Origin of the sequence: Cohnella massiliensis, from assembly GCF_900169535.1 — a bacterium.
Classification (GTDB): domain Bacteria; phylum Bacillota; class Bacilli; order Paenibacillales; family Paenibacillaceae; genus Cohnella; species Cohnella algarum.
Map to the genome: position 1 here is coordinate 497,711 of NZ_LT821258.1, position 24,142 is coordinate 521,852.

At 60.5% G+C, this 24,142-nt stretch carries 16 protein-coding genes; 3 read left to right on the forward strand and 13 right to left on the reverse strand.

What is annotated here, in order from left to right; translation table 11 throughout:
* Window positions 1–153 precede the first annotated feature (153 nt).
* Both B7E11_RS11960 and B7E11_RS11965 read left to right on the forward strand, forming a co-directional pair.
* Window positions 154–1,881, forward strand: coding sequence for a cache domain-containing sensor histidine kinase (locus tag B7E11_RS11960; protein ID WP_080834612.1), 1,728 nt, complete (start codon window positions 154–156; stop codon window positions 1,879–1,881).
* Window positions 1,882–1,908: 27 nt separating this feature from the next.
* Complete coding sequence (locus B7E11_RS11965; RefSeq protein WP_080834614.1) at window positions 1,909–3,531, forward strand: response regulator transcription factor; 1,623 nt, start codon at window positions 1,909–1,911, stop codon at window positions 3,529–3,531.
* A 6-nt stretch (window positions 3,532–3,537) separates the two neighbouring features.
* Here the strand turns inward: B7E11_RS11965 and B7E11_RS11970 are convergent, their stop codons facing one another.
* Entirely contained in the window at window positions 3,538–3,828 is a 291-nt protein-coding gene (locus tag B7E11_RS11970) for a DUF1294 domain-containing protein (protein ID WP_139787156.1), read from the reverse strand.
* Between the two features lie 10 nt (window positions 3,829–3,838).
* Window positions 3,839–4,351, reverse strand: coding sequence for a DUF1904 family protein (locus B7E11_RS29975; protein WP_080834616.1), 513 nt, complete (start codon window positions 4,349–4,351; stop codon window positions 3,839–3,841).
* Between the two features lie 327 nt (window positions 4,352–4,678).
* Here B7E11_RS29975 and B7E11_RS11980 point away from each other — a divergent pair, with 327 nt between their 5' ends.
* Entirely contained in the window at window positions 4,679–11,842 is a 7,164-nt protein-coding gene (locus B7E11_RS11980) for a SpaA isopeptide-forming pilin-related protein (protein WP_176220707.1), read from the forward strand.
* A gap of 60 nt (window positions 11,843–11,902) precedes the next feature.
* Here B7E11_RS11980 and B7E11_RS11985 read toward each other — a convergent pair whose 3' ends face one another.
* From B7E11_RS11985 to B7E11_RS12035, 11 genes are all read right to left on the reverse strand, one after another.
* Entirely contained in the window at window positions 11,903–12,334 is a 432-nt protein-coding gene (locus tag B7E11_RS11985; RefSeq protein ID WP_080834618.1) for an Hsp20/alpha crystallin family protein, read from the reverse strand.
* A gap of 80 nt (window positions 12,335–12,414) precedes the next feature.
* Complete coding sequence (locus B7E11_RS11990; protein WP_080834619.1) at window positions 12,415–13,725, reverse strand: AAA family ATPase; 1,311 nt, start codon at window positions 13,723–13,725, stop codon at window positions 12,415–12,417.
* 6 nt (window positions 13,726–13,731) lie between these two features.
* Window positions 13,732–15,165 carry an RtcB family protein gene (locus B7E11_RS11995; RefSeq protein ID WP_080834622.1) on the reverse strand — a complete coding sequence of 478 codons (1,434 nt, stop codon included), beginning with the start codon at window positions 15,163–15,165 and terminating at the stop codon, window positions 13,732–13,734.
* A 916-nt stretch (window positions 15,166–16,081) separates the two neighbouring features.
* Window positions 16,082–16,657, reverse strand: coding sequence for a cob(I)yrinic acid a,c-diamide adenosyltransferase (gene cobO, locus B7E11_RS12000; protein ID WP_080834624.1), 576 nt, complete (start codon window positions 16,655–16,657; stop codon window positions 16,082–16,084).
* A 367-nt stretch (window positions 16,658–17,024) separates the two neighbouring features.
* Window positions 17,025–18,545 carry a cobyric acid synthase gene (locus B7E11_RS12005; RefSeq protein ID WP_245809720.1) on the reverse strand — a complete coding sequence of 507 codons (1,521 nt, stop codon included), beginning with the start codon at window positions 18,543–18,545 and terminating at the stop codon, window positions 17,025–17,027.
* A gap of 178 nt (window positions 18,546–18,723) precedes the next feature.
* Window positions 18,724–19,827, reverse strand: a complete 1,104-nt coding sequence (gene cobD, locus B7E11_RS12010) for a threonine-phosphate decarboxylase CobD (protein ID WP_080834626.1) — start codon at window positions 19,825–19,827, stop codon at window positions 18,724–18,726.
* A gap of 19 nt (window positions 19,828–19,846) precedes the next feature.
* Window positions 19,847–20,671, reverse strand: a complete 825-nt coding sequence (gene cobS, locus B7E11_RS12015; RefSeq protein WP_080834628.1) for an adenosylcobinamide-GDP ribazoletransferase — start codon at window positions 20,669–20,671, stop codon at window positions 19,847–19,849.
* Entirely contained in the window at window positions 20,650–21,624 is a 975-nt protein-coding gene (cbiB, locus tag B7E11_RS12020) for an adenosylcobinamide-phosphate synthase CbiB (protein ID WP_080834630.1), read from the reverse strand. Before cbiB ends, cobS begins: the two co-directional genes overlap by 22 nt.
* Complete coding sequence (gene cobU, locus B7E11_RS12025; RefSeq protein WP_080834632.1) at window positions 21,621–22,196, reverse strand: bifunctional adenosylcobinamide kinase/adenosylcobinamide-phosphate guanylyltransferase; 576 nt, start codon at window positions 22,194–22,196, stop codon at window positions 21,621–21,623. The genes cbiB and cobU overlap by 4 nt, the downstream gene beginning before the upstream one ends.
* Window positions 22,197–22,207: 11 nt before the next feature.
* On the reverse strand, window positions 22,208–23,266 hold the full coding sequence (gene cobT / locus B7E11_RS12030; RefSeq protein WP_080834633.1) for a nicotinate-nucleotide--dimethylbenzimidazole phosphoribosyltransferase: 1,059 nt from the start codon (window positions 23,264–23,266) through the stop codon (window positions 22,208–22,210).
* A 26-nt stretch (window positions 23,267–23,292) separates the two neighbouring features.
* Window positions 23,293–24,138: an ABC transporter ATP-binding protein gene (locus B7E11_RS12035; protein WP_080834635.1), complete on the reverse strand. Its 846-nt coding sequence runs from the start codon at window positions 24,136–24,138 to the stop codon at window positions 23,293–23,295.
* Window positions 24,139–24,142: the final 4 nt, after the last annotated feature.

A 24,142-nucleotide genomic window follows, 5' to 3' on the forward strand; every position in this document is an offset into this window, starting at 1 on the left:
ACCTGTAAAAATATTGGCTGCGCTTTTGTCCCTGTTTTTAACAGCCGAGGGAATATGCTATTGTAAGAATAGCCATTCGTTGAAAGCGCTTCATTCGAAGGAGGGTTCGCGACGAATAGAAGGGCCACCGTCAAAAGCCGCATCATTCTGATCATGACCGCGTTCGCTCTTCTGATCGCGGCGCTGCTTTCTTTTGTCAGTTACGAGCTGATCCTGTACTATCAGCGCAAAACGACGATTCAGGCGGCCGAGTTCAATCTCCGGCTCGTCTCCCGCATCATCGAGCAAGATCTGCTCAACCTGTCTTCCCTGGCGAGAACCTGGAGCACGAACTCGACGACCAACGCCTTGATCGCGGATTATTTCGAATCGGAGGGCGCCAACGCCAAAGGCGCGGTCGACGCTTACCACTCCATGCAGGACGACTTCCGGGTCAACCGGTCGAACAATTATGTCCGGCGGATGATCGTGACCGACTTTGGCGGAAAGTTCCTGCAGCTGGACAATGCCGTCAGCGGGTCGACGCCGCTCACCATACACAATATCGGCCGGCTGAACGGCCTTGCGGGCGACGAACCGGAGCAATGGAGCCGGGTCGCGACGGACCCCTTCTCCTCCGCGAGCGTCATCCCGCTGGCGATGCCGATTTACGGCGAAAGGGGCACGGTCATCGGAACCGTCCATCTGCTGGCCGCCACCTCCGTCATTACCGACAAGCTGAAAGGCTACGCGCTCCCGGACGACTCCCTGCTCCTGCTCGCGCTTGGCCGGCATCGCTATCGAATCGACGGCGACAAGATCGTTCCGGCCGCGATGCCCGCCGAATCGGCCGCCTACACCGCGGAGGAGCCCGTCGATCCGCTCACCGAGCTGTCGGTCGTCCGGACGGCGGACGGCGAGCGCCGGATCGCCGTTTCGTACCCGGCGCAGGACGGCGTCGTGTTGACGCAGACGCTGTCCAACGAGCAGTTCGTTCCCAAGGCGAGCATCTGGACGTCGATTCTGATCGGCGTCAGCCTGCTCGTGATCGCCTCAAGCGGCATCATCACCCTCTACCTGACCCGAACGATCAGCCTTCCGGTGGAGAAATTGAGGAAGCGGATCGACAAAATCGCGCAGGGCCATTTTTTTATCGACAAAAATATCGAATGGAACAGCGAGCTCGGCGACGTGGGCCGGGGCATCAACCGCCTGTCCCAGGACATTCTGACGCTGATGGACTCCCGGGTCGCCGACGCGAAGCAGAAGCAGGAGCTGGAATACCGCATGCTTCAAAGCCAGATCAACCCGCATTTCCTGTACAACACGCTGAACTCGATCAAATGGATGGCGACGATCCAGAATGCGACCGGCATCGCGGAAATGACGACGTCCCTGTCCCGGCTTCTGCGTTGCGTCGCGAAGGACAATCGCCGGATAGTGCCGCTGCGGGACGAATTGAGCCTGCTTGACGACTATTTCGTCATCCAGCAGTACCGGTACGGCGCGAAGGTATCGATGGAGCGGAACGTCCGGGACGAAGGGCTGCTCGCGAGTCTGATCCCCCGCTTTACGCTGCAGCCGCTCGTCGAAAACGCGATCTTCCACGGCATCGAGCCGAAAGGCAGAGGGCGCATCGCCGTCACGGTGGAGCGAAGCGGGGACTTCGACGTCCGGATTACCGTCGAGGACGACGGCGTCGGCATGACGGGGGAGCAGATCGGCGCGATTTTTGCCGGCGGAGACCCGGGGACGAAGGGATTGTTCGAACATGTCGGCTTGCGCAGCGTGAACGACCGTCTGCGCCTCGCTTTCGGCGACAAATACGGCCTGTCCGTCGAAAGCGAGGCGGGCGCGTACACGAGAATGCGGATTTTGATCCCCGTCCGGCACAGGGAGTAGCCGGGCGAAAGGCTGGGAGGGGAAAACGTGATCAAACTGCTGATCGCCGACGACGAAACCCTCGTCTGCATCGGCTTGCAGTCCATGCTCAAGTGGGAGCAGTACAACGTGGAAATCGTCGGCACGGCCCATAACGGCGCCCAATTGGAGGAGAAAATCGAGGCGCTTCGCCCGGACCTCGTCATTACCGATATCAAGATGCCGGTCAAGAGCGGCCTCGCGGCAGCCGAATCGGCCCGTAAAAAGTACGGGCGAATTCCGCTGTTCATCCTTTTGACCAGTTACGAAGATTTCGAAAATGCCCGCGGAGCGATCGAGGTGCAGGCGGTCGACTATCTGGTAAAGCTGGAGCTGACGCCGCAAGCGCTCGCCGATTCCGTCGTCAAGGCCATTGCGCTTCTCGAAGATTACAAAACGATCGAAAGCTACCCCAATCTCCTCCATCGGGGAAATCTGCAGGCGCAGCGGGACAAATTGTTCATCCGCCTGTTCCATCACCTGTTCGAAAACCGGACCCAGTTCGAGCTGCAGCAAGAGGATCTGGGCGTCGAGTTGTCCGGGGCCGCCTTCGCGGTCTGCGTTTGCCGGATTTCGGGCCCCGACACCGTGCCGCCGCGGGGCGACAAGCTGGTGGCCTTGTGCTCCAGCACGGTGCAGATGGCGAAGGATACGCTTTCGTCCTTTCGGCCCTGCCATGTGACGAGCCTGGACCTGCGCAATTTCGCCGTCACGCTGCCGTTGCCCGACGCCGACCCGCGCGCCTGGGTTCCCGAAATCGGGGAACAATTGCGGCATATGGCCGCCGTGCTGCGCAATTATTTCAACGTCGCGGTGTTCGGGGCCGTCGGTTTTGCGGTCGAGGATCCGTACGTGCTGCGGGAAAGCTACCTGGCCGCCCGCAAGGCGCTGCCGGCCGCGGCGCGGGATAAGGCGTTCGTTTTTTATGCGCAAGGGGAAAAGGAAGACCCGGGCCCTGCGCTGTTCGATTTTTCGAAATTGCGTTCGGAACTCCGGCGCGCGTTCGAAGAGTTGGATACGCTCGCCCTGCGCGAAATCATCACCGGCATGATCGGCTCGTTCGAAGGGCGCTCCGATCTGCTCGTTCCCGCTATCGACGCCGCCTGCAACATTTTGTACATGGCCGCGTCGCTGCTTGCGGACGGCGAAAACCTCGTGGAGCAAATTTTCGAGCACGAGCCGGAGGGCTACCGGTCCATTTACCAAATGCAGGACATGGACGGGGTCGTCGATTGGCTCGCGCGTTTCCGGGACGGCTGCGCAAACCTTCTGTCCTCCCGCAAGCAGAGCTACAAGGAACAGCTCGTCCGGAACGTCCAGGACTATATCAAGCGCAATCTCGACCGCAAGCTGTCGCTGCAGCAGGTGGCCGACGTGTTTAACTTCAGCCCCAATTATTTGAGCCATCTGTTCTCGAAGGTGGCGAAAATCAACTACGTGGAATATATCACGGAGACGAAAATGGCGGCGGCCAAGGACATGATGAAGCGCGGCGAGGGGCGGATCTACGAAATATCGCAAAAGCTGGGCTACGACAGCGCCTTTTATTTCAGCAAGGTGTTCAAAAAAGTGGAGGGCATGTCGCCGAGGGAGTACATGCAGCGGCTGGAATCGCAGGCGAAGCCGGGCTAGATCCGTCTAGGACCCGGCCCACGGCCAGAGCAGCATCGCGATGACGGCGGCGTTGACGACAAGAAGGGCCGGAATGCCGGCGGCGAACGACGCATGCTTCGTCTTGTGCCGCCACGTCCGCATGCCGAGCCAGATGCCGAGAGCCCCAAGGGCGGCCGCGACGAGGAACAGGCGGGCTTCCGGCACCCTTCGCCGCTTGCGGATCGCCTGCTTCTTGTCGGATCCCATCAGACTGAACGCATAGATATTGATCGCGATGAAATAAACGGACAGCAAAAACAGCAAATCCCGGTCCATTCGTTTCCTCCTATTCCCTCAGCGCGTCCCGCAGCCGGCTGGACATGCGCTCGCCCGCCGCCGATTGCAGCGACTTGCGCGTCTTGGCCAGCTCCTCTTTCAGCCTGCGGTTTTCGGCTTCGGCCGCCCGGAGGGCGCTCTCCCGCTCCTCCTCGCTCTCCCGGCCCGCCCGCTCCGCCGGGTTCTCCCGGCTGCCGCCCGCGCGCTTTCCATTTATATAGTATTCTTCCGGCCGATACGTCCGAAAGGCGATTTCCAGCTCGGGAATCCCCGCAGCCCGAAAGTGGCGGTCCACCGCCTCCGCGAAGCGGTCGCGAACGTCTTCTCCCCGATCGAACCAGGCCACTTCGACGAACGGAAACACGGGAACCTCTTCCCCGTCAAAAAAAGCCGCCGTAGGCAGGCATTCCAGCATGATATGGTCCGGCGGGCACTCGCACACGGCGGCGAGTTCCGCGATCAGGGACCGGCTTGCGGCGCGCACCCGTTCGGGCCCGATCCCTCGTATCAGCAATTGCGGCATCTTGCATTCCTCCGATTCTCGTTCGAATCTATTATCCTTGCAATCGGCCGCAAAAGCAAACGCCCCGTCCGCTCGAACGGACGGGACGCTTTCCGGCGCAGCAAGGCGCGATCAGAATGTCTCCTTCATACATTCTATCCCGTCGTCAGGCGCTTTTCGATGATGCTCGCATTTTGTCGAAAGCGCTTTTTTATGCTTGTACATTTTTTGTATAGTTTTGTCGCTTATTGTATTGCGGGAGCGCATATTTTTTCAAGGAAGGAGTTGAACTCTATTAGAAGCAGTAACGCGCCTAAAACTTCAGAAGAAAGGAGGACCCTACGCAGCATGAAAAAAAGAGGATTGATCGCTCTCATCTTTTTGCTGATTTTTTCCAATGCGAATTTTGCAGGCTGGGCCCAGACGGCCAGCGCCGCTGAAATTACGGAGAACATCCTGACCCATGTCACTTTGACGGATGAAAACGGCAACGTCATCGATGCCAACGTCAACCCGGACGACCGGGTCGAAATCGGATCGATCGTCAATATCAGCTACGAATGGGAACTGGAAAACGGCCACTCCTACGGGGATGGCGACACGTTCCGGTTCGTGCTTCCCGAACAATTCAAGCTTTACAACGATGTGCCGGGAGATTTGATGATCAACGGGACCGATGTCGGCGACTTCATTGCCTACTGGCAAACGAATGAAGTCGTGATGACGTTCAACGATAACATCGCGTCGCTTTCCAACGTTCACGGCACGCTGACGTTCGAAACGGAATTCAGCGAAGAGACGATCACCGAAAACGCCGTGCAGGAGATCCGGTTCCCGGTCAAAACGGGAGATCAGATCATTACGGTCGTTTTCAATCCTCAGGTGACCCAAACGATCTCCAAAGCAGGCGTTCCCGACAGGGTGACGAATGCCCGGAGCATCGACTGGACCGTCGACTTCAACAAAAAGCTGGAACGCATCGAAAACGCCGTCGTTTCCGATCCGATTCCGGACGGGCTTACGCTGACGGCCGGCTCTATTCAAGTATATGAACTGAATGTCAGCGTTAACGGCGACGTTTCCGTCGGCGATCTCGTTCCGGAAAGCAACTACACCGTCGGCAAGATCGGCGGAACGGACGACTTCGAAATCTCGTTCGACGACATCGACCGCGCTTTCCGGATCGTCTTTTCGACCGAAATCGCGGACAGCGCCGTCACGACGTTCCCGAACACCGCCACGCTATCCGGAGCCAACATCCCGGATTCGCCGGCCACCGCTTCCGTAAGCGCTCCGCGAGGCGAATGGCTGGACAAGGCCGCCGTCGGTTACAATGACGACCTGCAAAGAATCACGTGGGAAATCAAGTACAACTACGGCGAGAAGGCGGTTGACGCAAGCGACACGCTGATTTCGGACCGCTTCGATGCGACTCACGAGCTGGTGACCGAATCGTTGAAGGTTTACGAAGTCACGTTGAACGCGGATGGCAGCGAGAACGTATCCGCCGAGCCGATCGAAGAGGATCTGTATACGATAACTGAGATTGAAGGCGTCCAAGAAGGCGGAGTCGAGAAAAACGGTTTCGACCTCACGTTTGATAACAATATCGACAAAGCGTATAAAGTCGTATATGAGACGCAAGCGACCGGTTACGTGTACGAAAGCGATACGATCCATAACTCGGTAACGGCGGACGGCGTGACCAAGACGGCCCAGCGCGGGATTTACCAGGTCGTGCTGTACAAGGCGTCCTCCAATCCGAAGTATGACGCGAAAACGGTCGACTGGCGAGTCGTCCTGAACCAGAACGGCTACGCCTTCAAGAACGTCAAGTACACGGATACCTTCTCCTCCGGGGGGCTGGAGCTTGATCCGGCGACGCTCAAGGTTACCCGCGAAGACGGAAGCGAGCTTGCGGCGGGAACCGACTATGAAGTCGATTACCTGCCGGACAACGCGGCTCCCGATTACAAACAGGGATTCGTCGTCCGCTTCCTGGGGACGGTGAACGAAGAGTATACGATTACGTATACGACTAAGTTCACGTATTCGGACTTGACCTCCGGAGACCGGTTCAACAATACGGGCAAGGTCGAGTGGGTCGAGTTTTACGATGAGGAGGAAACTCCCCATTCCAAAACGGTGACCTCCGAGTTCAACCCGGACGGGTACACGAAGGCGAACGGCTTCAAGAACGGCACGTACGACCCGCGGACGAAGGAAATCACGTGGAATATCGGCGTCAACTATAACCTGCAGCACATGGATAACGCCGTGATCACCGACGTTCTGCAGTCCAATCAGGCTTACGTGGATGGTTCTCTTGAAGTCCGCCATCTCACGTTGACCGGAGGGAACAACGGCGTAACGGTCGGCGATGAAGTTGACGACGCGCTTTATACCGCGAATTGGACGGACAGCCCTGATGGAAAGATGCTGACCGTCGACTTTATCGGTTCGATCGACACGCCTTATTACGTTACGTTCAAGACGACGCTCGAAGGCCAGCTTGTCGTCCGAACCATCCCTAACACTGCCGTGTTAATGGACGGAACGGAAACGATCGCAAGTCTTCCGGCTTCCGTCACGGTGCCGCAAGGCGGCGAGTACGTGGCCAAGGATGCCGCGCAAAACGGCAGCCTGATCGACTGGACGGTTTACATTAACCGCGGCCAGTCTCACGTATCCGGCGCCAAGGTCATCGATACGCCGACGCCGAACCAGATTTTGATGGAGGATTCCTTCAAGCTTTACACCACGAATGTCGACGCTAACGGTACGGTCACGAAAAACGAGTTGATCCCCGATAACGGCACGGTATACGAGCTTGAAGTCAACACCGAAGCGGATGGATCGCAATCGTTCACGCTGAGCTTTGTCCATACGATCGATGTTCCGTATATTCTGGAATATCAAACGTTCATCAACGCTCCGGACCGTGCGAACGTCGGCAACTCCGTGCTTTTCCAAGGCGACGAGATCTCGACGGAAGAAGTCCAAACGTCCAAGACGATCCAGATTCGCAAATCGTCGGGTTCGGGTACCGGAACCGGCTTGACCGGCAGCCTGAAGGTCGTCAAGATCGACCAGGAGTGGCAAACGCACAAGCTGGCCGGCGCGAAATTCAAACTCGAACGCGTCGCAAGCAACGGCGCGCGGATTTTGATTTCGCACGATACGTCCGCCACGGACGGAAACGGCGAGCTGCTGTATGCGGATTTGCTGTTCGGCAACTACGTTTTGACGGAGACGGAAGCGCCGGAAGGCTACCTTTTGGATCCCGTCGAGCGTCCGATCACGATTACCGCCGGAGTGACGGAACCTGTCGTCGAAACGTTTGAAAACGTCAAGGATCCGGATTATCTCGGAAACTTGCTCGTTCGGAAGGTCGACGAAGCATCGAGCGATCCTCTTGAGGGCGCAAAGTTCAAGTTGGAACGCAGAATCTCCGATGGCACGCGCGTCTTGATTGGCGAACAGGTTACGGACGTTTCGGGCGAGATCCGGTTCGACAATCTGTTCTTCGGCGACTATATTTTGACGGAGACGGAAGCACCGGATGGGTATTGGCCGAATACTGCGGAACGGACGGTTACGATCGTTCCGAAGAATGGCAGTCCCGATCCCATAACCGTCACCGAAATCGTCGAAAACAAAAAAGACCTCGGCTCCATTCGGGTGGTGAAAGTCGATCGGGATACGAATGCTCCCCTTGAAGGCGCGACGTTCAAGCTCGAATTTGTAGAGGCAGACAATTCGCGCACCGAGATCCGCACCGGCACCACCAGTGCCGCTGGGGAACTGCTGTTCGAAGACTTGGTTCCGGGAACGTATGTACTTACCGAAACTGACTCGCCGAACGGTTACGTGCATGATGCCACCGAACGAACGGTTGTCATTCCCCCGTTCTCTACAGCCGCTGTTGCAGTAACGGTGGAGAATATCAAGGAAGTTCGGGCCATCAAAGTCTTGAAGGTCGATGCAGTCACGGATGAACCGCTGGCAGACGCAGAGTTCAAACTCGAATCCGTTGCAGCCGACGATTCCCGCAGTGTAGTCGCTACCGGCACCACCAATGCCGACGGCGTGCTGCAGTTCGACAATCTCCCCGACGGCGAGTACGTCCTGACGGAGATAGACGCTCCGGAAGGCTATTTGCTGGATGCGACCGAACATCCGATCACGATGGTCTCCAACAGAACGGAACCTTTCGTTGTCGAGCTTGAGAATGACAGAGATCCCGATTACTTCGGAAACCTGCTCATTCAAAAAGTGGACGACACGGATCCCAGCCTTCGTCTTGAGGGCGCCGAATTCAAGCTCGAACGCATTGCTTACGGCGGCGTACGCGAAGTCGTCGATACCGGCGTTACGGACGATTCGGGCGAGATTCGGTTCGACAACCTGTTCTTCGGCGACTACATTTTGACGGAGACGAAGGCACCGGACGGATATTGGCCGAATACGACGGAGCGTACCGTCACGGTTGTTCCGAAGAATGGCAGTCCCGATCCCGTAACCGTCACCGAAGTCGTCGAAAACAGAAAGGACCTCGGCTCCATTCGGGTGGTGAAAGTCGACAAAGACTCGGGTCAAACTCTTGCAGGAGCGACATTTGAGCTCAGTTCGGCTGGCGGGGTCTCCAAAGTCGGCACGACTGGCGAGAACGGCATATTGTTGTTCGGAGGTCTGGTTCCGGGAACGTATATCCTTACCGAGACAAACGCTCCGAACGGCTATATCCTTGACGCTACTCAACGAACGGTCGTCGTTCCCAAGTTCTCAAACAACGCCGCTGTTGAAGAAGTAGTGGAGAACGCCAAGGAAGTTCGTGCCCTTAGGATACTGAAAGTCGAGCAGGGTTCCAACAATCCGCTTGAAGGTGCAACGTTCGAGCTCGAATCGGACGTTGGCGGTACGCGTACGGTAGTCAAAACCGGCACCACCGATGAAAACGGCGTCCTGCTGTTCGATGACCTGCCGGTCGGCACTTACTTCCTGACGGAGACAACCGCTCCGGCCGGATATATGCTGGACGCTACCGAACGTACGGTTACGATTGAACCCGGCGCTTCGGCTCCGGAGGAGATCACGGTTGAGAACTCCATCGATCCGGATTACTTTATTGGCGACCTGAAAGTACTGAAAGTCGAGCAGGGTTCCAACAATCCGCTTGAAGGTGCAACGTTCGAGCTCGAATCGGACGTTGGCGGTACGCGTACGGTAGTCAAAACCGGCACCACCGATGAAAACGGCGTCCTGCTGTTCGATGACCTGCCGGTCGGCACTTACTTCCTGAAGGAGACAAGCGCTCCGGACGGATTCGTGCTGGACGCTTCCGAACATACGATTACGATTGTACCCGGCGCTTCGGCTCCGGAGGAGATCACGGTTTCGAACGAGAGAGAGCCGGTTGTTCCGACGCTCGGCAGCATCAAGGTCGTCAAAGTCGATGAAGACGGCATTACTCCTTTGGCCGGCGCTTCGTTCGAGCTCAAATCGGGTGACCCTTCGTTCTCCGATGAGGGCACGACCGACGCAAACGGCGAGCTGCTGTTCGAAGACCTGCCGCTCGGCTCCTATACCCTGACGGAGACACAGGCTCCGGACGGTTATACGCTCGACGCTTCTCCGATAACGGTCGTTCTTTCCGACAGCGACAAGGACAAGACCGTTACGGTTGAAAACGAGAGAGAGCCGGTTGTCCCGACGCTCGGCAGCATCAAGGTCGTCAAAGTCGATGAAGACGGCATTACTCCTTTAGCCGGTGCTTCGTTCGAGCTCAAATCGGGTGACCCTTCGTTCTCCGATGAGGGCACGACCGATGCAAACGGCGAGCTGTTGTTCGAAGACCTGCCGCTCGGCTCCTATACCCTGACGGAGACACAGGCTCCGGACGGTTATAAGCTCGACGCTTCTCCGATAACGGTCGTTCTTTCCGACAGCGACAAGGACAAAACCGTTGCGGTTGAAAACGTCAAGAAACCGGATGAGCCGGCTCCCGAGCCGCAAAGCAGCAGCCTCAAAATCGTGAAGGTCGAGCAAGGAACCGGCACGAAGCTCCCCGGTGCTACGTTCAAACTTGAACGAGTCGAGAGCGTCGCCGGCACCACTTACTGGACGGGCACGACTGGCGCCAACGGGGAACTTTTGTTTGCAGACCTGGAGTTCGGCACGTACCAACTGACGGAGACCAGCGCTCCGAGCGGTTATCTGCTCGATTCGCAAGCACGTTCCGTCACTCTGGCAACCTACGGAATTACCGAAATCATCGTAGAGAATGCCAAAAACAACCCGGGGCCGGTCGATCCGGGAACCCCGACGACAGGCGCTCTCAAGATTCTGAAAGTCGATCAAAACTCCAAAACGCCGCTCCCCGGAGCTACGTTCAAACTTGATTTTGTCAGCGCCGACGGTGTCGTCGTTCCGTTCGGAACGCGCACCACGGATACCGAAGGAACGATTGCGTTCGACGGTTTGCCGTTCGGCGAGTACATTTTGACGGAGATCGAAGCGCCGACAGGATACGTTTTGGATGCACAGGAACGTCGTTTCACGGTAAACTCGACGGAAACGATCGTTGTCACGGTGGAAAACGTCAAGGAACGGGTTGAACCTGTTTTGAAATCCTTGAAGGTTTCTAAGGTCGACCAGGATTCCAACGCCCCGCTGGCGGGAGCGACGTTTAAACTTGAGCGCCTTGAAGCCGACGGCACCCGTGCACAAATTGCCACCGGCACGACCGACGCGAACGGCGTTCTGCTGTTCGACAATCTGCTTGCCGGCAATTACGTTTTGACGGAGCTGGCCGCTCCGAACGGCTATGTACTGGATATGACCGAGCGTTCGATTACGATTTCGGAAACCGGAAGCGAACCGTTGGAGACGATCGTGTTCAATAAAAAGTTCGTGATTCCGCCGATTCCGACGCCGGGAACTCCAGGAACTCCAGGAACTCCGGGAACACCGGAGACGCCTGAAACGCCGACGACTCCGGAAGCGCCGGGAACGCCTACGGACCCAGAGACGCCGACGGCTCCGGAGACGCCAACGACTCCGGAAACGCCAGCAACTCCGGAAAAGCCTTCCGGGCCTGTACAACAGCCTGTGACGGAGAAAGAGACAACCAGACAAGACACTCCGATCACCGGAAGCGTCGAGCTCGCCGAAGGAAGCGTTCCGAGCATCGGCCAACAGCCGGAGCATGGAACGGTTACGCTAAGCGCAGACGGAAAATGGACGTACACGCCGAACCCGGGCTATGTCGGCAAAGACGTGTTCTCCATCGCCATCCTGAGCGCAAACGGAACGGTTGAGGAAGTTTGGTTTGAAATCAATGTCGAAGCGCTGTCGCAAGGCGGCGTCGACGGCAACGATGACCATAACGCTTCCCCAGACGTGAAGGAATTGCCCAAGACGGGAGAAAATAGTCCTTTGCCTTACCAAGTCGCCGGGATCGCCTTGATCCTGCTTGGACTTGCTTGGCGGGCTAGACGCGTTCGCGGGTAAATCGAATTCAAAAAAGGATCCGGCCGAAAAGCCGGATCCTTTTTTTCGATTCGCTTCGATTTACTGAAACTCGATATCGATCTTGCGGCCGGAACGGGGCTCCTGCTTGGGCAAACGGATTTCGAGAACGCCGTTTTTATAGCTTGCGGAAATGCCCTCTTCCCGAACTTTCGCGGGCAGCGCCACCGAACGCTGAAACCGCCCCTCGAACCGCTCGCGGCGATGCGCCTGGGCTTCCTTCCACTCGTTTGCGGAATGATAGACTCCTCCGACGGTCAGCCGGTCCCCCTCCGCGTCGATGTGGATGTCTTCTTTTTTCTCCACGCCGGGGATTTCGCAATGCACGACGACTTCCCTGTCCGTCTCGAACACGTCCATTCGCGGAAAACTGCTCCCGGGCCTCAAGCTCGCCGGAAAATCGTTAAAAAACCGGTCCAGATCCCTTTTCCAATGCTCCAGGCTTTGAAACGGTTCGTAAGGCGTAAGCGCCACGGCACAAACCTCCCCTAAAATGAATCGAGCTTCGGTTAATATGGGACGATGGCAGCCTTTTTATTCCATCCGCATCTCCCTTATCCCAAAAAACCGGCCGGACGATCCGCCCCGCCGCGGCTCATCCATTCGCCCTTCCGGTCTTTGTGCAGATCGCTTTTGAGCTCGCCGATCAGCTTGTCCAGCTTGACGTCGCCGTCGTAATGCTTCTGCAGCGCCGCCGACACGTACAGCTCCCCGAGCTGGGCGAGCGAGAAGCCTTCGGTGCGACGGGCCGCCTCGACGGCCGCATCCGCCCCCGCAAGCCGCGCGAAGCCGCGCTTTTTCAAATAAAGCAGCCGCAGCGCCTCATCCGGCAGCTTCACCTCGTGAGCCCGGTCGAAGCGTCCGGCCCGGTTCATCAGGGCGGGGTCGATTTTTTCCGGGTAGTTCGTCGTGCCGATCAGGAAAATGCCTTCTTTGGACGCGACGCCGTCGAGCGTATTCAGGAAAAAAGAGCGGCAAGCTTCCGGCATCGAATCGATATCCTCAATGACGAGCACCATCGGCGACAGCTTGATCGCGGAGGCGAACACCTCTTGTATCGATTCGCTCGTCGTATACTCGGTAATTTGCCAATAGGCGACGGGGGCCTCCACGCTGCCCGCGATCGACTTGACGAGCGTCGTCTTGCCGTTGCCCGGCTTGCCGTACAGCAGAATGCCGCGTTTGTACGGAATGTCGTACGTCTGGAAAAACGTTTTGTCCTCGGAAAAAAACTCGTCGATATAACGGAAAATTTGCCGTTTCAACGCTTCCTCCATCACGACATCTTCCCGGGAGACCGCTCGGCTGAGCGGCTCGTGCTTGCGCTCGAGTCCGTCCCGCGTATCGACGAACAGCGCGATTTTCCGCTCCCGCAGCTGCCTTGCCTTCATATCTTCCAGAAAGGCGCGCAGGGAATCGTCATCTTTGGCGAAAAGGATATCCTCGTAGCCGAGACCGTACTCGTTCAGCTTCGGAATGCGGGCGAACGCGACGGAGTGGCCGGGATAGCCGAAAACGTTGTTTCGAATCGCCGGCCGGATGCCGATTTTCTTTTCGTACGGTTCCTGGTCGAATTTGAATTCCCTCGTCTCGACGAGGTCGTAAATGCTCGCGACGTGCTCCATGCCCGGGAAGCCTCCGCGAACGTCCTCCTCCAGGCCGTCCCAGGCATCGTTCGCGTCGCTTTCGTAATAGAGCTGCAGCTCGCACCCGTACCGTTCCTTCAGCAGCCCGGAGATGCGGTTCAACACGGAAACATAGTCAAAATAGGCCTTCGTGCGAGGGGAGTCTTCCGGATTCCATTTAGCCACGAAACGATTCGAAACGGCCCCCTCGCGTTTGAGGTTCTGGATGTTGCTTGTCATAAGCTTTTATACTCCTTTTACGGTCGCGAGCGGGCGGCATTTGGCCACGACGGAGGCAAGCTCCGCGCCAACGACGCTTTCGATAATTTGGTCTACGTTTTTGTAGGCTTGCGGCGATTCGTCCACGATCGCTTCCAGGGCCCGGTGATTGACGACGATCTCGTCCTCTTGGCCGACGCGCAGCGAGGAGGCGAATTCGTCGACGGTAACCAGCTTTTTGGTGGCGCTGCGCGACCGGATGCGCCCGGCTCCGTGACAGATGGAGTAAGCGTTGCGCGCCCCCTCCGGCCTGCCGACCATCAAATACGAAGCCGTCCCCATCGAACCCGGAATGAGCGCCGGGTGTCCCGTTTCGGCGTACGGCTCCGGGTTGGCCGGATGGCCCGGAGGCAGCGCCAGCGTCGCGCCTTTGCGGTGCACGAACCACGCGCGTCCGTCGCGTTCCTCTTCGCAAGCGTAGTTGTGCATCAAATCGTACAGCGTCCGCATTTCGAACGGGGAGCCGAGCGTGTCCCGGCACGCTTCCCGCACGGCGTACGCGATCAGATGGCGGTTCGCCGTCGCGAAGTTGAGGGCCGAATACATCAGATCGACGTACGTCCGGCCCGCCTCGCTGTCCGTCGGCGCGAAAACGAGCTTCGGATCGGCGGTGCCAAGCCCGAGCCTGCGCATCGTCTTGGCGACTTCCGTGCCGCAATACTGGTTGACCGCACCGCCCCAGGCGCGGGAACCGGAATGGATCATGACGACGACCTGGCCGTCGAACAGTCCCCATTTTTCGGCCGTTCCCCGATTCGCCTCGTTGATTTCGACCGCCTGAAGCTCCACGAAATGATTGCCGTTGCCCAGCGTCCCGAGCTGACGGTGCGCGCGGTGCCAGACCGGCTCCGGGAGGCGGTTCAGCGCGTTTTCGTCGAAACGGAACCGGCTGTTTTCCACATGCGTGAGCGAAGTCGCCTTTCGCGGCGCGTAGGCGTCGGGGACGTATTTTTTCGGGAGTCCGTGCAAACCGTTTCGCAGAACGTCCTCGACGCGAAGATCGGAAAAATGTCCGCGCGCATGCTGCTCGACCGGCATCCGCTTCTCGATCTCTTTCACGAGCTTCCGCCGAAGCTTGACCTCCTTGATCTCCGCCGCGTGCAGGTTCGTCAAGTGAACCCGCATGCCGCAGCCGATGTCGCTGCCCACGATGGACGGGGAAACGTACGCCTCGCCCGCCTCCCAAATCGCCGTCGTCCCGATGCAGGTTCCGACGCCCACGTGGACGTCCGGCGTGTAGCTCATATAGCGGATCGCCGGAATTTGCAAATTGTTGTTCGCCATTTCGAACACTTTGGCTCCCATGGCGCCGTACAGCTCCTCGCCGGCATATACGTGCACGTCTCCCGCCGGGAGACTGACGGGCCGATAGTAGGAAGATAATTTTGGTGCTCTGAACATAAAAAAATTTTAACTCCTTTTGTTCTTATTTGGATTGTGATTTTGCAGCGATTGGCGGCCCATTCCCGGCCCGCGGCCGCGATGTAGCGCACCGGGTGCTCCTCTTCGGGCCCATTCCCGGCCCGCGGCCGCGATGTAGCGCACCGGGTGCTCCTCTTCGGGCCCATTCCCGGCCCGCGGCCGCGATGTAGCGCACCGGGTGCTCCTCTTCGGGCCCATCCCCGGCCCGCGGCCGCGATGTAGCGCACCGGGTGCTCCTCTTCGGGCCCATCCCCGGTCCGCGGCCGCGATGTAGCGCACCGGGTGCTCCTCTTCGGGCCCATCCCCGGCCCGCGGCCGCGATGTAGCGCACCGGGTGCTCCTCTTCGGGCCCATTCCCGGCCCGCGGCCGCGATGTAGCGCACCGGGTGCTCCTCTTCGGGCCAATTCCCGGCCCGCGGCCGCGATGTAGCGCACCGGGTGCTCCTCTTCGGGCCCATTCCCGGCCCGCGGCCGCGATGTAGCGCACCGGGTGCTCCTCTTCGGGCCCATCCCCGGCCCGCGGCCGCGATGTAATGCACCGGGTGCTCCTCTTTCGCCCATTCCGCTTTCGCGAACGACAAAAAAACCGCGAGCCCAATCGCTCGCGGTTGTTGCGTATGCCGATAAAAACGCACGCAGAATCCCGATGCCGGTTATCCTGCCGTAACGCCAAATTGCGCCCGCCGAGGCCGATGGACTTTGTCCCGATTATTCAGTTGCGGCTTCAACGACAGCGTAAGTTGAATGCGGGTCACGTCCGTCGACCTCCTTTCGCTTCAAGTTATTGCTTATCATAATGGCGAAAATAACCATTTGTCAACACAAAAATAAAATATTTTTATAGGGCCGGTTACTTTCATTTATCCGGTTGGTTTTCACGAATCGTCCGCTTTCGTCACATCTCGATCCCCAAGACGGCCGGTACGCCCTCGTCGTAATAATGCTTGATCGCCTTCATCTCGGTGACGAGATCGGCGGCGGCGATGATGTCCGGATGCGCGTCGCGGCCGGTGAGCACCAGATGCATGCCCTGCGGGCGGCGGCGAATGACGTCCAACACTTCCTGCAGCGACAGCACGTCGTCGACCGGAAAACGGTCGATCGCCAGCGCGTTGTTGATCTCGTCCAAAATGATCAGGCGCTCCTCGCCGTGCAAAATCCGCCGCTTGGCCAACTCCCAGCCGCTTCGCAGAGCTTCCCGATGCTCCTCCGGCGTCTTGGTCCAGGTGAACCCGATGCCCGTCTGGACGATTTCGACGCCGAGTTTCTGAAGGGCAAGCTGTTCCCCATAGCTGCGCTGGGGGGACTTGATGAATTGAATCGCCAGCACGCGGTGACCGCGTCCCGTCGCTCTCGCGGCCAACCCCATCGCCGCGGTTGTCTTCCCCTTGCCGTCCCCGGTATATACAAGCACCAGTCCCCGTTCCTTGCTCGGCTTTTCCTTAGCGGACAATCCATCGGAGCCAGCCATACCGGGCGCTTCTTCCTCGTTCCCGACGACCAATCCGGCAGTACCCTCAATTTCTCTCTTTCCCGTTATCCCACTGGTTCCACCCGCTCGATTCAACACGTCCGATCCCTCTGTCTCGCTCTTTCCCGTTATCCCACTCGTTTCACCCGCTCGATTCAACACGTCCGATCCCTCTGTCTCGCTCTTTCCCGTTATCCCACTGGTTCCACCCGCTCGGTTCAACACGTCCGGTCCTTCAGCCTCGATCTTTCCTGCTATCGCACCCGCACCCGTTCCATCCATTCGGTCCGACACATCCGAACCCACAGCCTCGCTCGTTCCCTCTATCGCATCCGGTCCATCCGTTCGTTTCGTCCCGCTCACCTTCTCATCCCTCCATCATCCGATAAATGTTCCCCACATCCAGGTGCTTGCGGACATGCTCCGCCAGCCGGTCGAACGCTTGCTTCCGCAGCTCTCCGAACCGGGTTGCTTCCAAAAGCGGCGCAAGCCCCTTGTCCGCGCGCAGCTCGTTCAGCCATTCCCGGCGCAGCGCATCGTTATGAAAAACGTCGTGCAAGTAGGTTCCCCAAACCTTGCCGTCCGCGGACATCGCCCCATCCCGATGCCAGGACCCGGGCTCTTCCGGCAGCCGAAGCGGTCGCAGCCGAAACGGCGCGTCCGCCGGCTCGAGCGCGACCGTCCGGCCCATATGAATCTCGTAGCCTTCGACATTCACTTCCCGCCCCGCGCCGAACTTCATGGCCGCCTTTCCCGTCACTCGTTCGGTCCGCTTGTCCGCCGCGAACACCGTTTCCAACGGCAGCAAGCCGATACCGGCCGTTTCCGCCGCGGCGGATTCCACGCCTTCCGGATCGAGCAGCCGCCGCCCCATCATCTGGTAGCCGCCGCAAATGCCGACGACCCGGCCGCCGCGCTCCGCGAACGCCAGCAGCTTCGCTTCCAGCCCGGCCGCGCGCAAAAACCGCAAATCCTCCGCCGTATTTTTGCTGCCCGGAAGAATGACGGCGTCCGGCTCGCCCCAATCGGCAACCGAGGCCACGTAACGCACGACCGTATCCGGCTCCGATAAAAGAGGATCGACATCGGTAAAATTCGAAATCCGCGGCAGACGGAGCACCGCGATATCGAGCCTACGATCCGCGGAAGGGGCTCCCCCGGCGAGACGCCGCTTGCCGTCGAGCGAAGCCGAATCCTCGTCTTCAAGCGCCAGGTCCGGCAAATACGGGACGACGCCGACGACCGGCTTGCCGATGCGCCGCTCCAGCCAGTCGATTCCCGGCCGGAGCAGGGACGCATCGCCCCGGAACTTGTTGATGATCACGCCCCGAACCCGCTCCCGCTCATGCGGCTCCAGCAGCTCCAGCGTGCCGACGACGGAGGCGAACACGCCCCCCCGGTCGATGTCCGCGACCAGCAGCACCGGCGCATCGGCCCAGCCGGCAAGGCGCATATTGACGATATCCCGGTCCTTCAGATTCACTTCCGCAGGGCTGCCCGCCCCTTCGATCACGACGATGTCATAGGCCGCCCGGAGCCGTCCGAGCGCTTCCTTGACGATCCCTTCCGCATGCGGCAAATAGCTTTCCCGATACTCCCTTGCTCCGAGGTCCCGGAAAGGCTTGCCGTGAACGACCACCTGCGCCGACATTTCCCGGCTCGGCTTCAGCAAAATCGGGTTCATGTCCGTCGTGGCGGCGATCCCGCACGCGTCGGCTTGCATCCCTTGAGCCCGCCCGATCTCCTTGCCGTCCGGCGTCACGTAGGAATTGTTGGACATGTTCTGCGATTTGAAAGGGGCGACGCGATAGCCGTCCTGCTTGAAAATCCGGCAGAGGGCGGCCGTCAGCAGACTTTTGCCGACGTCGGAAGCGGTGCCCTGCAGCATGATCGTTTTTGCGGATTTCAATTCGCGGTCCGTATCCGACGACGTTTGCGCGGCGGCGTTAATCTCGCCAGCCGAATCCGGCATCGGCCGATGCCCGCCTTCCGCGTTCCGCACCGCGCCCGCTGCCTCATCCTCCCCATGAACGCTCCTCATCGCGCCCGCAACCTCATTCCCGCCGTCATGCCTCGCCATCGCAACCCGCCCCTTCCTTCAGCGCCGCAGCCAGCTCGGCAAGCAGCCGCTCGTTCTCGTGCCGCAGCCGAACCGCAAGGCGAAAATAACGCCCGTCGAGCCCCGCAAACAACGACGCGTCCCGAATCAGAATTCCGCGCCCCGCCATGCGGCGCTGAAGCTTCTTCGCGTTCCAGGGGCTGTCTTCCGGCAGCGAAACGAGCAAATAGTTGACCTCGCTTGGCACGACGGCAAGGCCGAGCGATTCGAGCCCGGCGACGAGCCGCGGCCGCTCTTCGGCCAGCCAGGCCATCGTTTTCGCCGCATAATCCGTTTCCCCGAGCAGCGCCTCGCCGATATGCTGGGCGAGAAAATTAACGCTCCAAGGCGGCTGAAGCTCCCGGAGACGGGCGATCAGCTTCGGATGCGCGACGACAAAACCGAGCCGGATGCCCGGAATCGCGTAAAATTTCGTCATCGAGCGAAAAACAACGATCCGCTCCGAGCTTGCGGCCTCGCGCAGCAGCGACGCCTCCTCCCCTCCCGGAACGAAGTCGATAAACGCCTCGTCGATCAGCAGCGTCGCTCGGGACGTCCGAAGCGCTGCAAGCGCATCGGCCGGAACGAGCCTGCCCGTCGGATTGTTGGGATGCCCGATAAAAACGCAGCTGCCTTCCGAAAGCTTCAGACCGGCCAGCATTTCCGCCGTCAGCTCGAAGCCGTTCCCGGCGGCAAGCAGCAGCTCCTTCGTCCGAACGCCCGCCTTCCGCAAGGCGTCGCCGTACTCGGCGAACGAAGGCTGGGCCAGCGCCGCTTCCCGCGGCGAAACGCCCCGAACGGCCAAATCGATCAGCTCCGCGGCTCCGTTGCCGACGAGGATGCTCTCCTCCGAAATCCCGTGCGTCTCGGCCAATTTGCGCCGCAGGCCGCGAACCGCCGGATCGGGGTATCGCGCGATGTCCCGCCACCGCTCCCGAAAAATCGCCTCGACGCACGCCGGGGGCCCGGCCGGGTTCATATTGGCGCTGTAGTCGAGCCACCCCGCTTCCGGCTTGCCGAAGCTCTCCTCCGCCGTCGCCCAGTCGCCGCCGTGTCCGAATCGTTCCAGCATGACGCCGTCTCCCTTCTTTTTAACCGTTATAGATAAAAACCGCCGCCAACAGCAGCAGTCCGATTTCCGCGCATTCGTTCAGCGCCCCGTACACGTCGCCGGTCAGCCCGCCCAGCTTTCGCGAGGCGGAAGCGGCCAGCAGCGCGCCGGGAACGTAAGTAAAAATCGCCATGACCGCAAGCATGACCGCCCCTTCCCGCCAGTTCCACCGGCCGGCCGCGGCCAGGACGACGGCGCCGATCGCGCAGGCGGCCGCGAACGCATAAACCGCATGCCGCGGCCGAACGGTGCGGAACAGCCCGCCGAGCCCTTCGCCGGGCAATCGCGCATACGGCCAGCCGGCGATCGCCGTCGACATGAAGGCCCGGCTCCAGACGGGGATCAAAGCAAGCGCGGCCAAGGCAAAGGCCGACGCCCCTTCGCCCTCCCCGAGCAGCACGGACAGCAGCGAAACCCGCAGCAGCAGCGAAAGCGTGCCCACGGCGACGCCCATCGCGCCGACGCGGCTGTCCTTCATGATCTCCAGCATTCGCTCGCGGGAGCGATGGCTGAGCAAGCCGTCGGCCGTGTCCATCAAGCCGTCGAGATGCAGCGCGCCGGACAAACCGATCCAGAGCGCCGTCAGCAGCACGGCCCCCGGGAGAGGCGGAAGTATGCGAGCCAGCCCCCACGCGGCTCCGGCGAGCAGCAGACCGATGACCAGGCCTGCGGCCGGGTAAAACGCGACGCTGCGCCGGCAGCTTCGCTCCGTGAATTCCGCCTTGACCGGCACCGGCACCCGCGTCAAAAACTGCATCGCGACGACGAACGGCTCGACCGCGCTTACCAAACGAGACTTAGCCATGCGCACAACAACCCTCCCGCCAACCAGAAACTGACTCCGTACAGAAGCCGGATCGTCCGGACGATGTCTTCGGCCTCCAACGGGCGCAGCGGCCAGCCGAGACGGGCCCGCTCGCTCACGACGCCCCCGTACCGGTTCGTGCCGCCGAGCTCGAACCCGAGCGCCCCGGCCACCGCCGCTTCGGGGATGCCGCTGTTCGGGCTCGGATGCAGATGCGCGAACGCCCGGATCGAGCGCCAGGCCCTCCTCCCGGAGGCCAAGCGGGAGCAGGCTGCCGTCAGCGCCAGCAGCGCTCCCGCCGCCCGCGCCGGAAGCCAGTTCATCACGTCGTCCAGCCGCGCGGACGCCCAGCCGAAATCCCGGTATTTTTCGTTTTTATAGCCGACCATCGAATCGAGCGTATTGGCCGCCCGGTACAGCATCGCAAGCGGCGCGCCCCCGATAAAAGCGAAAAAAAGCGGCGAAACGAAGGCATCCACCGTATTTTCCGCCACCGTTTCCACCGCCGCCCGCGCGACATCTTTTTCCGCCAGGCCGTCCGTGTCCCGCCCGACGATCCAGCCAGCTTTGATCCGGGCCTCGGCCAGATCGCCCCGCCGCAGCGGCCGGTAGACGAGCATAGCCGCGTCCTTCAGCCCTTTGACCGCCAGCGTCGTCGAAATAAACCAGACATTGACCGCATAGCCGAGCCAGGGGTGAATCCGGTCCGCGACCAGCCAAACGCCCCACATGAGCAAAAAAGAGGCCGCAACGACCGCAACCGTCAGGACGCAGCCTTTCAGCCGCAAAACGTTTCCGGACGGCCCGCGAAGCAGCCGCCGCTCCAGCAGGCCGATCAAGCGGCCGATGACGACGACGGGGTGCGGCAGGCGGCGCGGGTCGCCGATCAGCCAATCGGCCGCGATGGCCGCGACAAGCATCCCGAGCGTTTCCGGCAGCGAATAAAACATCATGCTCCGTTTTCCGTCCCCTCGTCAGGCCAGCGGAACGCAAGGCTTTTCAGCTCGACCGGAATGCCCGCCGTCACCAGAAACACGCTGTCGCTCGCCGCCGCGATGCGCTGGTTCATGACGCCGGCCAAATCCCGGAACGACCTCCCGAGCCGGTATTCCGGCACGATGCCGTCGCCGACCTCGTTCGTCACCAACACGACGCGTCCCGAATAAGATTCGAGCACCCGCACCAGCTCGTCGACCCGCGCGAGCACCCTCCGCTCGGCGTCCTCCGCCTCTTCTTCCGCGAGCAGCCAATTCGTCAGCCACAGCGTCAGGCAGTCGACCAGCACGACCGGCGCGTCCTCGCGCTCCCGCAACACCCGGCACAGCTCGTAAGGCTCCTCGACCGTCTCCCAGGCGAACCCGGTCCGCTCCCGCCGCTCGCGGTGAAGCGCGATGCGTTGTCCCATCTCGTCGTCCAAAATCTGCGAGGTGGCCACATATACGCCGCGTTCGGCCAAGCGGGCCGCGTACTTTTCGGCGAACGAGCTTTTGCCGCTTCTCGCTCCGCCCGTGACAAGCACTACCATGCCCCTGCCCCCTAGCCTTTGGAAACGCCGGCGCTGTCGAACGTCGCCATTTCCCGCAAAATGCCGCAGGCCGCGTCGATCAGCGGAAACGCGAGCGCAGCTCCCGTACCTTCGCCAAGCCGCATTTCCAATTGAAGCATGGGCGCAAGTCCCAGCTCCTCGAGCGTTCGCTTGTGACCCCGTTCGCTCGACAGATGGGAAGGAATCAGATAGGGTTTGACCCCTTCGGCGATCCGGCAAGCCGCGAGCGCGGCGACCGACGAGATAAAGCCGTCGATGACGACCGGAATGCCCATGGAAGCCGCACCGACAACGAGGCCGGCCAGTCCCGCGATCTCCAGCCCCCCGACCTTGGCCAAGGCGTCCACCGGGTCCTGCGGATCGGGACGGTTCAGCTCGAGCGCCCGTGCCACCGTCTCCCTCTTCAGGCGCAGCCCTTCGTCGCCGATGCCGGTGCCGCGTCCGACGACCTCCTCCGCGTCAAGCCCGGTCAGGGCGGCAAGGAGCGCCGAACTGGCCGTCGTATTGCCGATCCCCATTTCGCCGGTGGCCAGCACGTTATAGCCCTTCATCGACAAATCGTTAGCCACGTCCATTCCGGCGCGAATCGCCCGTACCGCTTCCTCGCGGGTCATCGCCGGCCCGCGCGCCAGATTTGCGGTGCCGCCCTCTCTCACCCTGCGCGAGAGCAGCTTTTCATGGACGATTTCAGGCCCTTTGACCCCCATATCGACGCAAACGACGTCCGCGCCGGCTTGGCGCGCAAGCACGTTGATCGCCGCTCCCCCGTTCAGGAAGTTCGCCACCATCTGGCGCGTCACTTCCTGGGGAAACGCGCTGACGCCTTCCTCGCATACGCCATGATCCGCCGCCATCACGACGACCGCCTTGCGCAGCCGCCCCGGCAGCTCGGGCGTGCCCATCGCGCCCGCCAGCTGCACGGCCAGCGCCTCCAGCCTGCCGAGGCTTCCCGGCGGCTTCGTCAGCTGGTTCAGCCGTTCTTCTGCGGCCATCTGCGCCGCTTTGGCTGCGGGAACGATCTTTTCGGCCGCCGTGCGTATAAATGCCATATCTGTCGCTTCCGTTGACATCGGTTTTATCCGTCCCTTCTATGCCCTGCAGCCTCCGGCTGCAGCAAAATTTGCGGCGCTCCGGTTGCCGGATGCTTCGTGACGACCGTTCCGACGCCGTAAACGGAGCGAATTCGCTCCTCGGTCAGCAGCTCCTCCGGCGTTCCGATGCCGACCGCCTTCCCTTTGTCGATCAGGAGCAGCCGGTCGCAATAAAGCGCCGCCAGATTCAGATCGTGCAGCACCGCGACGACCGTCAGCCCCGCGGCCCTCCGCTGCCACAAGCGAATGCTGTCCATCAGCTGAATTTGCCGGCCGATGTCCAGATACGTCGTCGGCTCGTCCAGCATCAGCAGGCGCGGCTCCTGCGCCATGACCTTCGCCAGGGCGACGCGCTGCCGTTCGCCCCCGCTCAGAAACTCCAGCGTCCGCTCCGCAAGCTCGGCCAGCCCCAAATCCGCAAGAATCGCGTCGATCCGCTCGTCCGCGCTTTCCGGCTCTTCGCCCAGCCAGTTCTGATAGGGAAACCTCCCCATTTCGGTCACTTCCCGCACCGTGAACCCGACCTTCGGCAGCGCCTCCTGTTCCAGCACGGCGACGAAACGGGCCAGCTCCTTGCGGGTGAAGCTTCCGACCGTCCGGCCGCCGCGAACCTCGCGCAGGCCGCCGGGCGCGGATTCCGTAGCGCCTCCGAGCGCAACCTCGCCTTCGTCCGCCTTTTCCACGCCGGACAGGAGCTTGAGTAGCGTCGATTTGCCGCTGCCGTTCGGGCCGATGATGCCGAAAATTTCCCCTTCGTAAACGGAGAAGCCGATATCCGACAGCACCCGGCGTCCGTCATACGTTTTCCCAAGACGGTTCGCTAGAATCATGCTT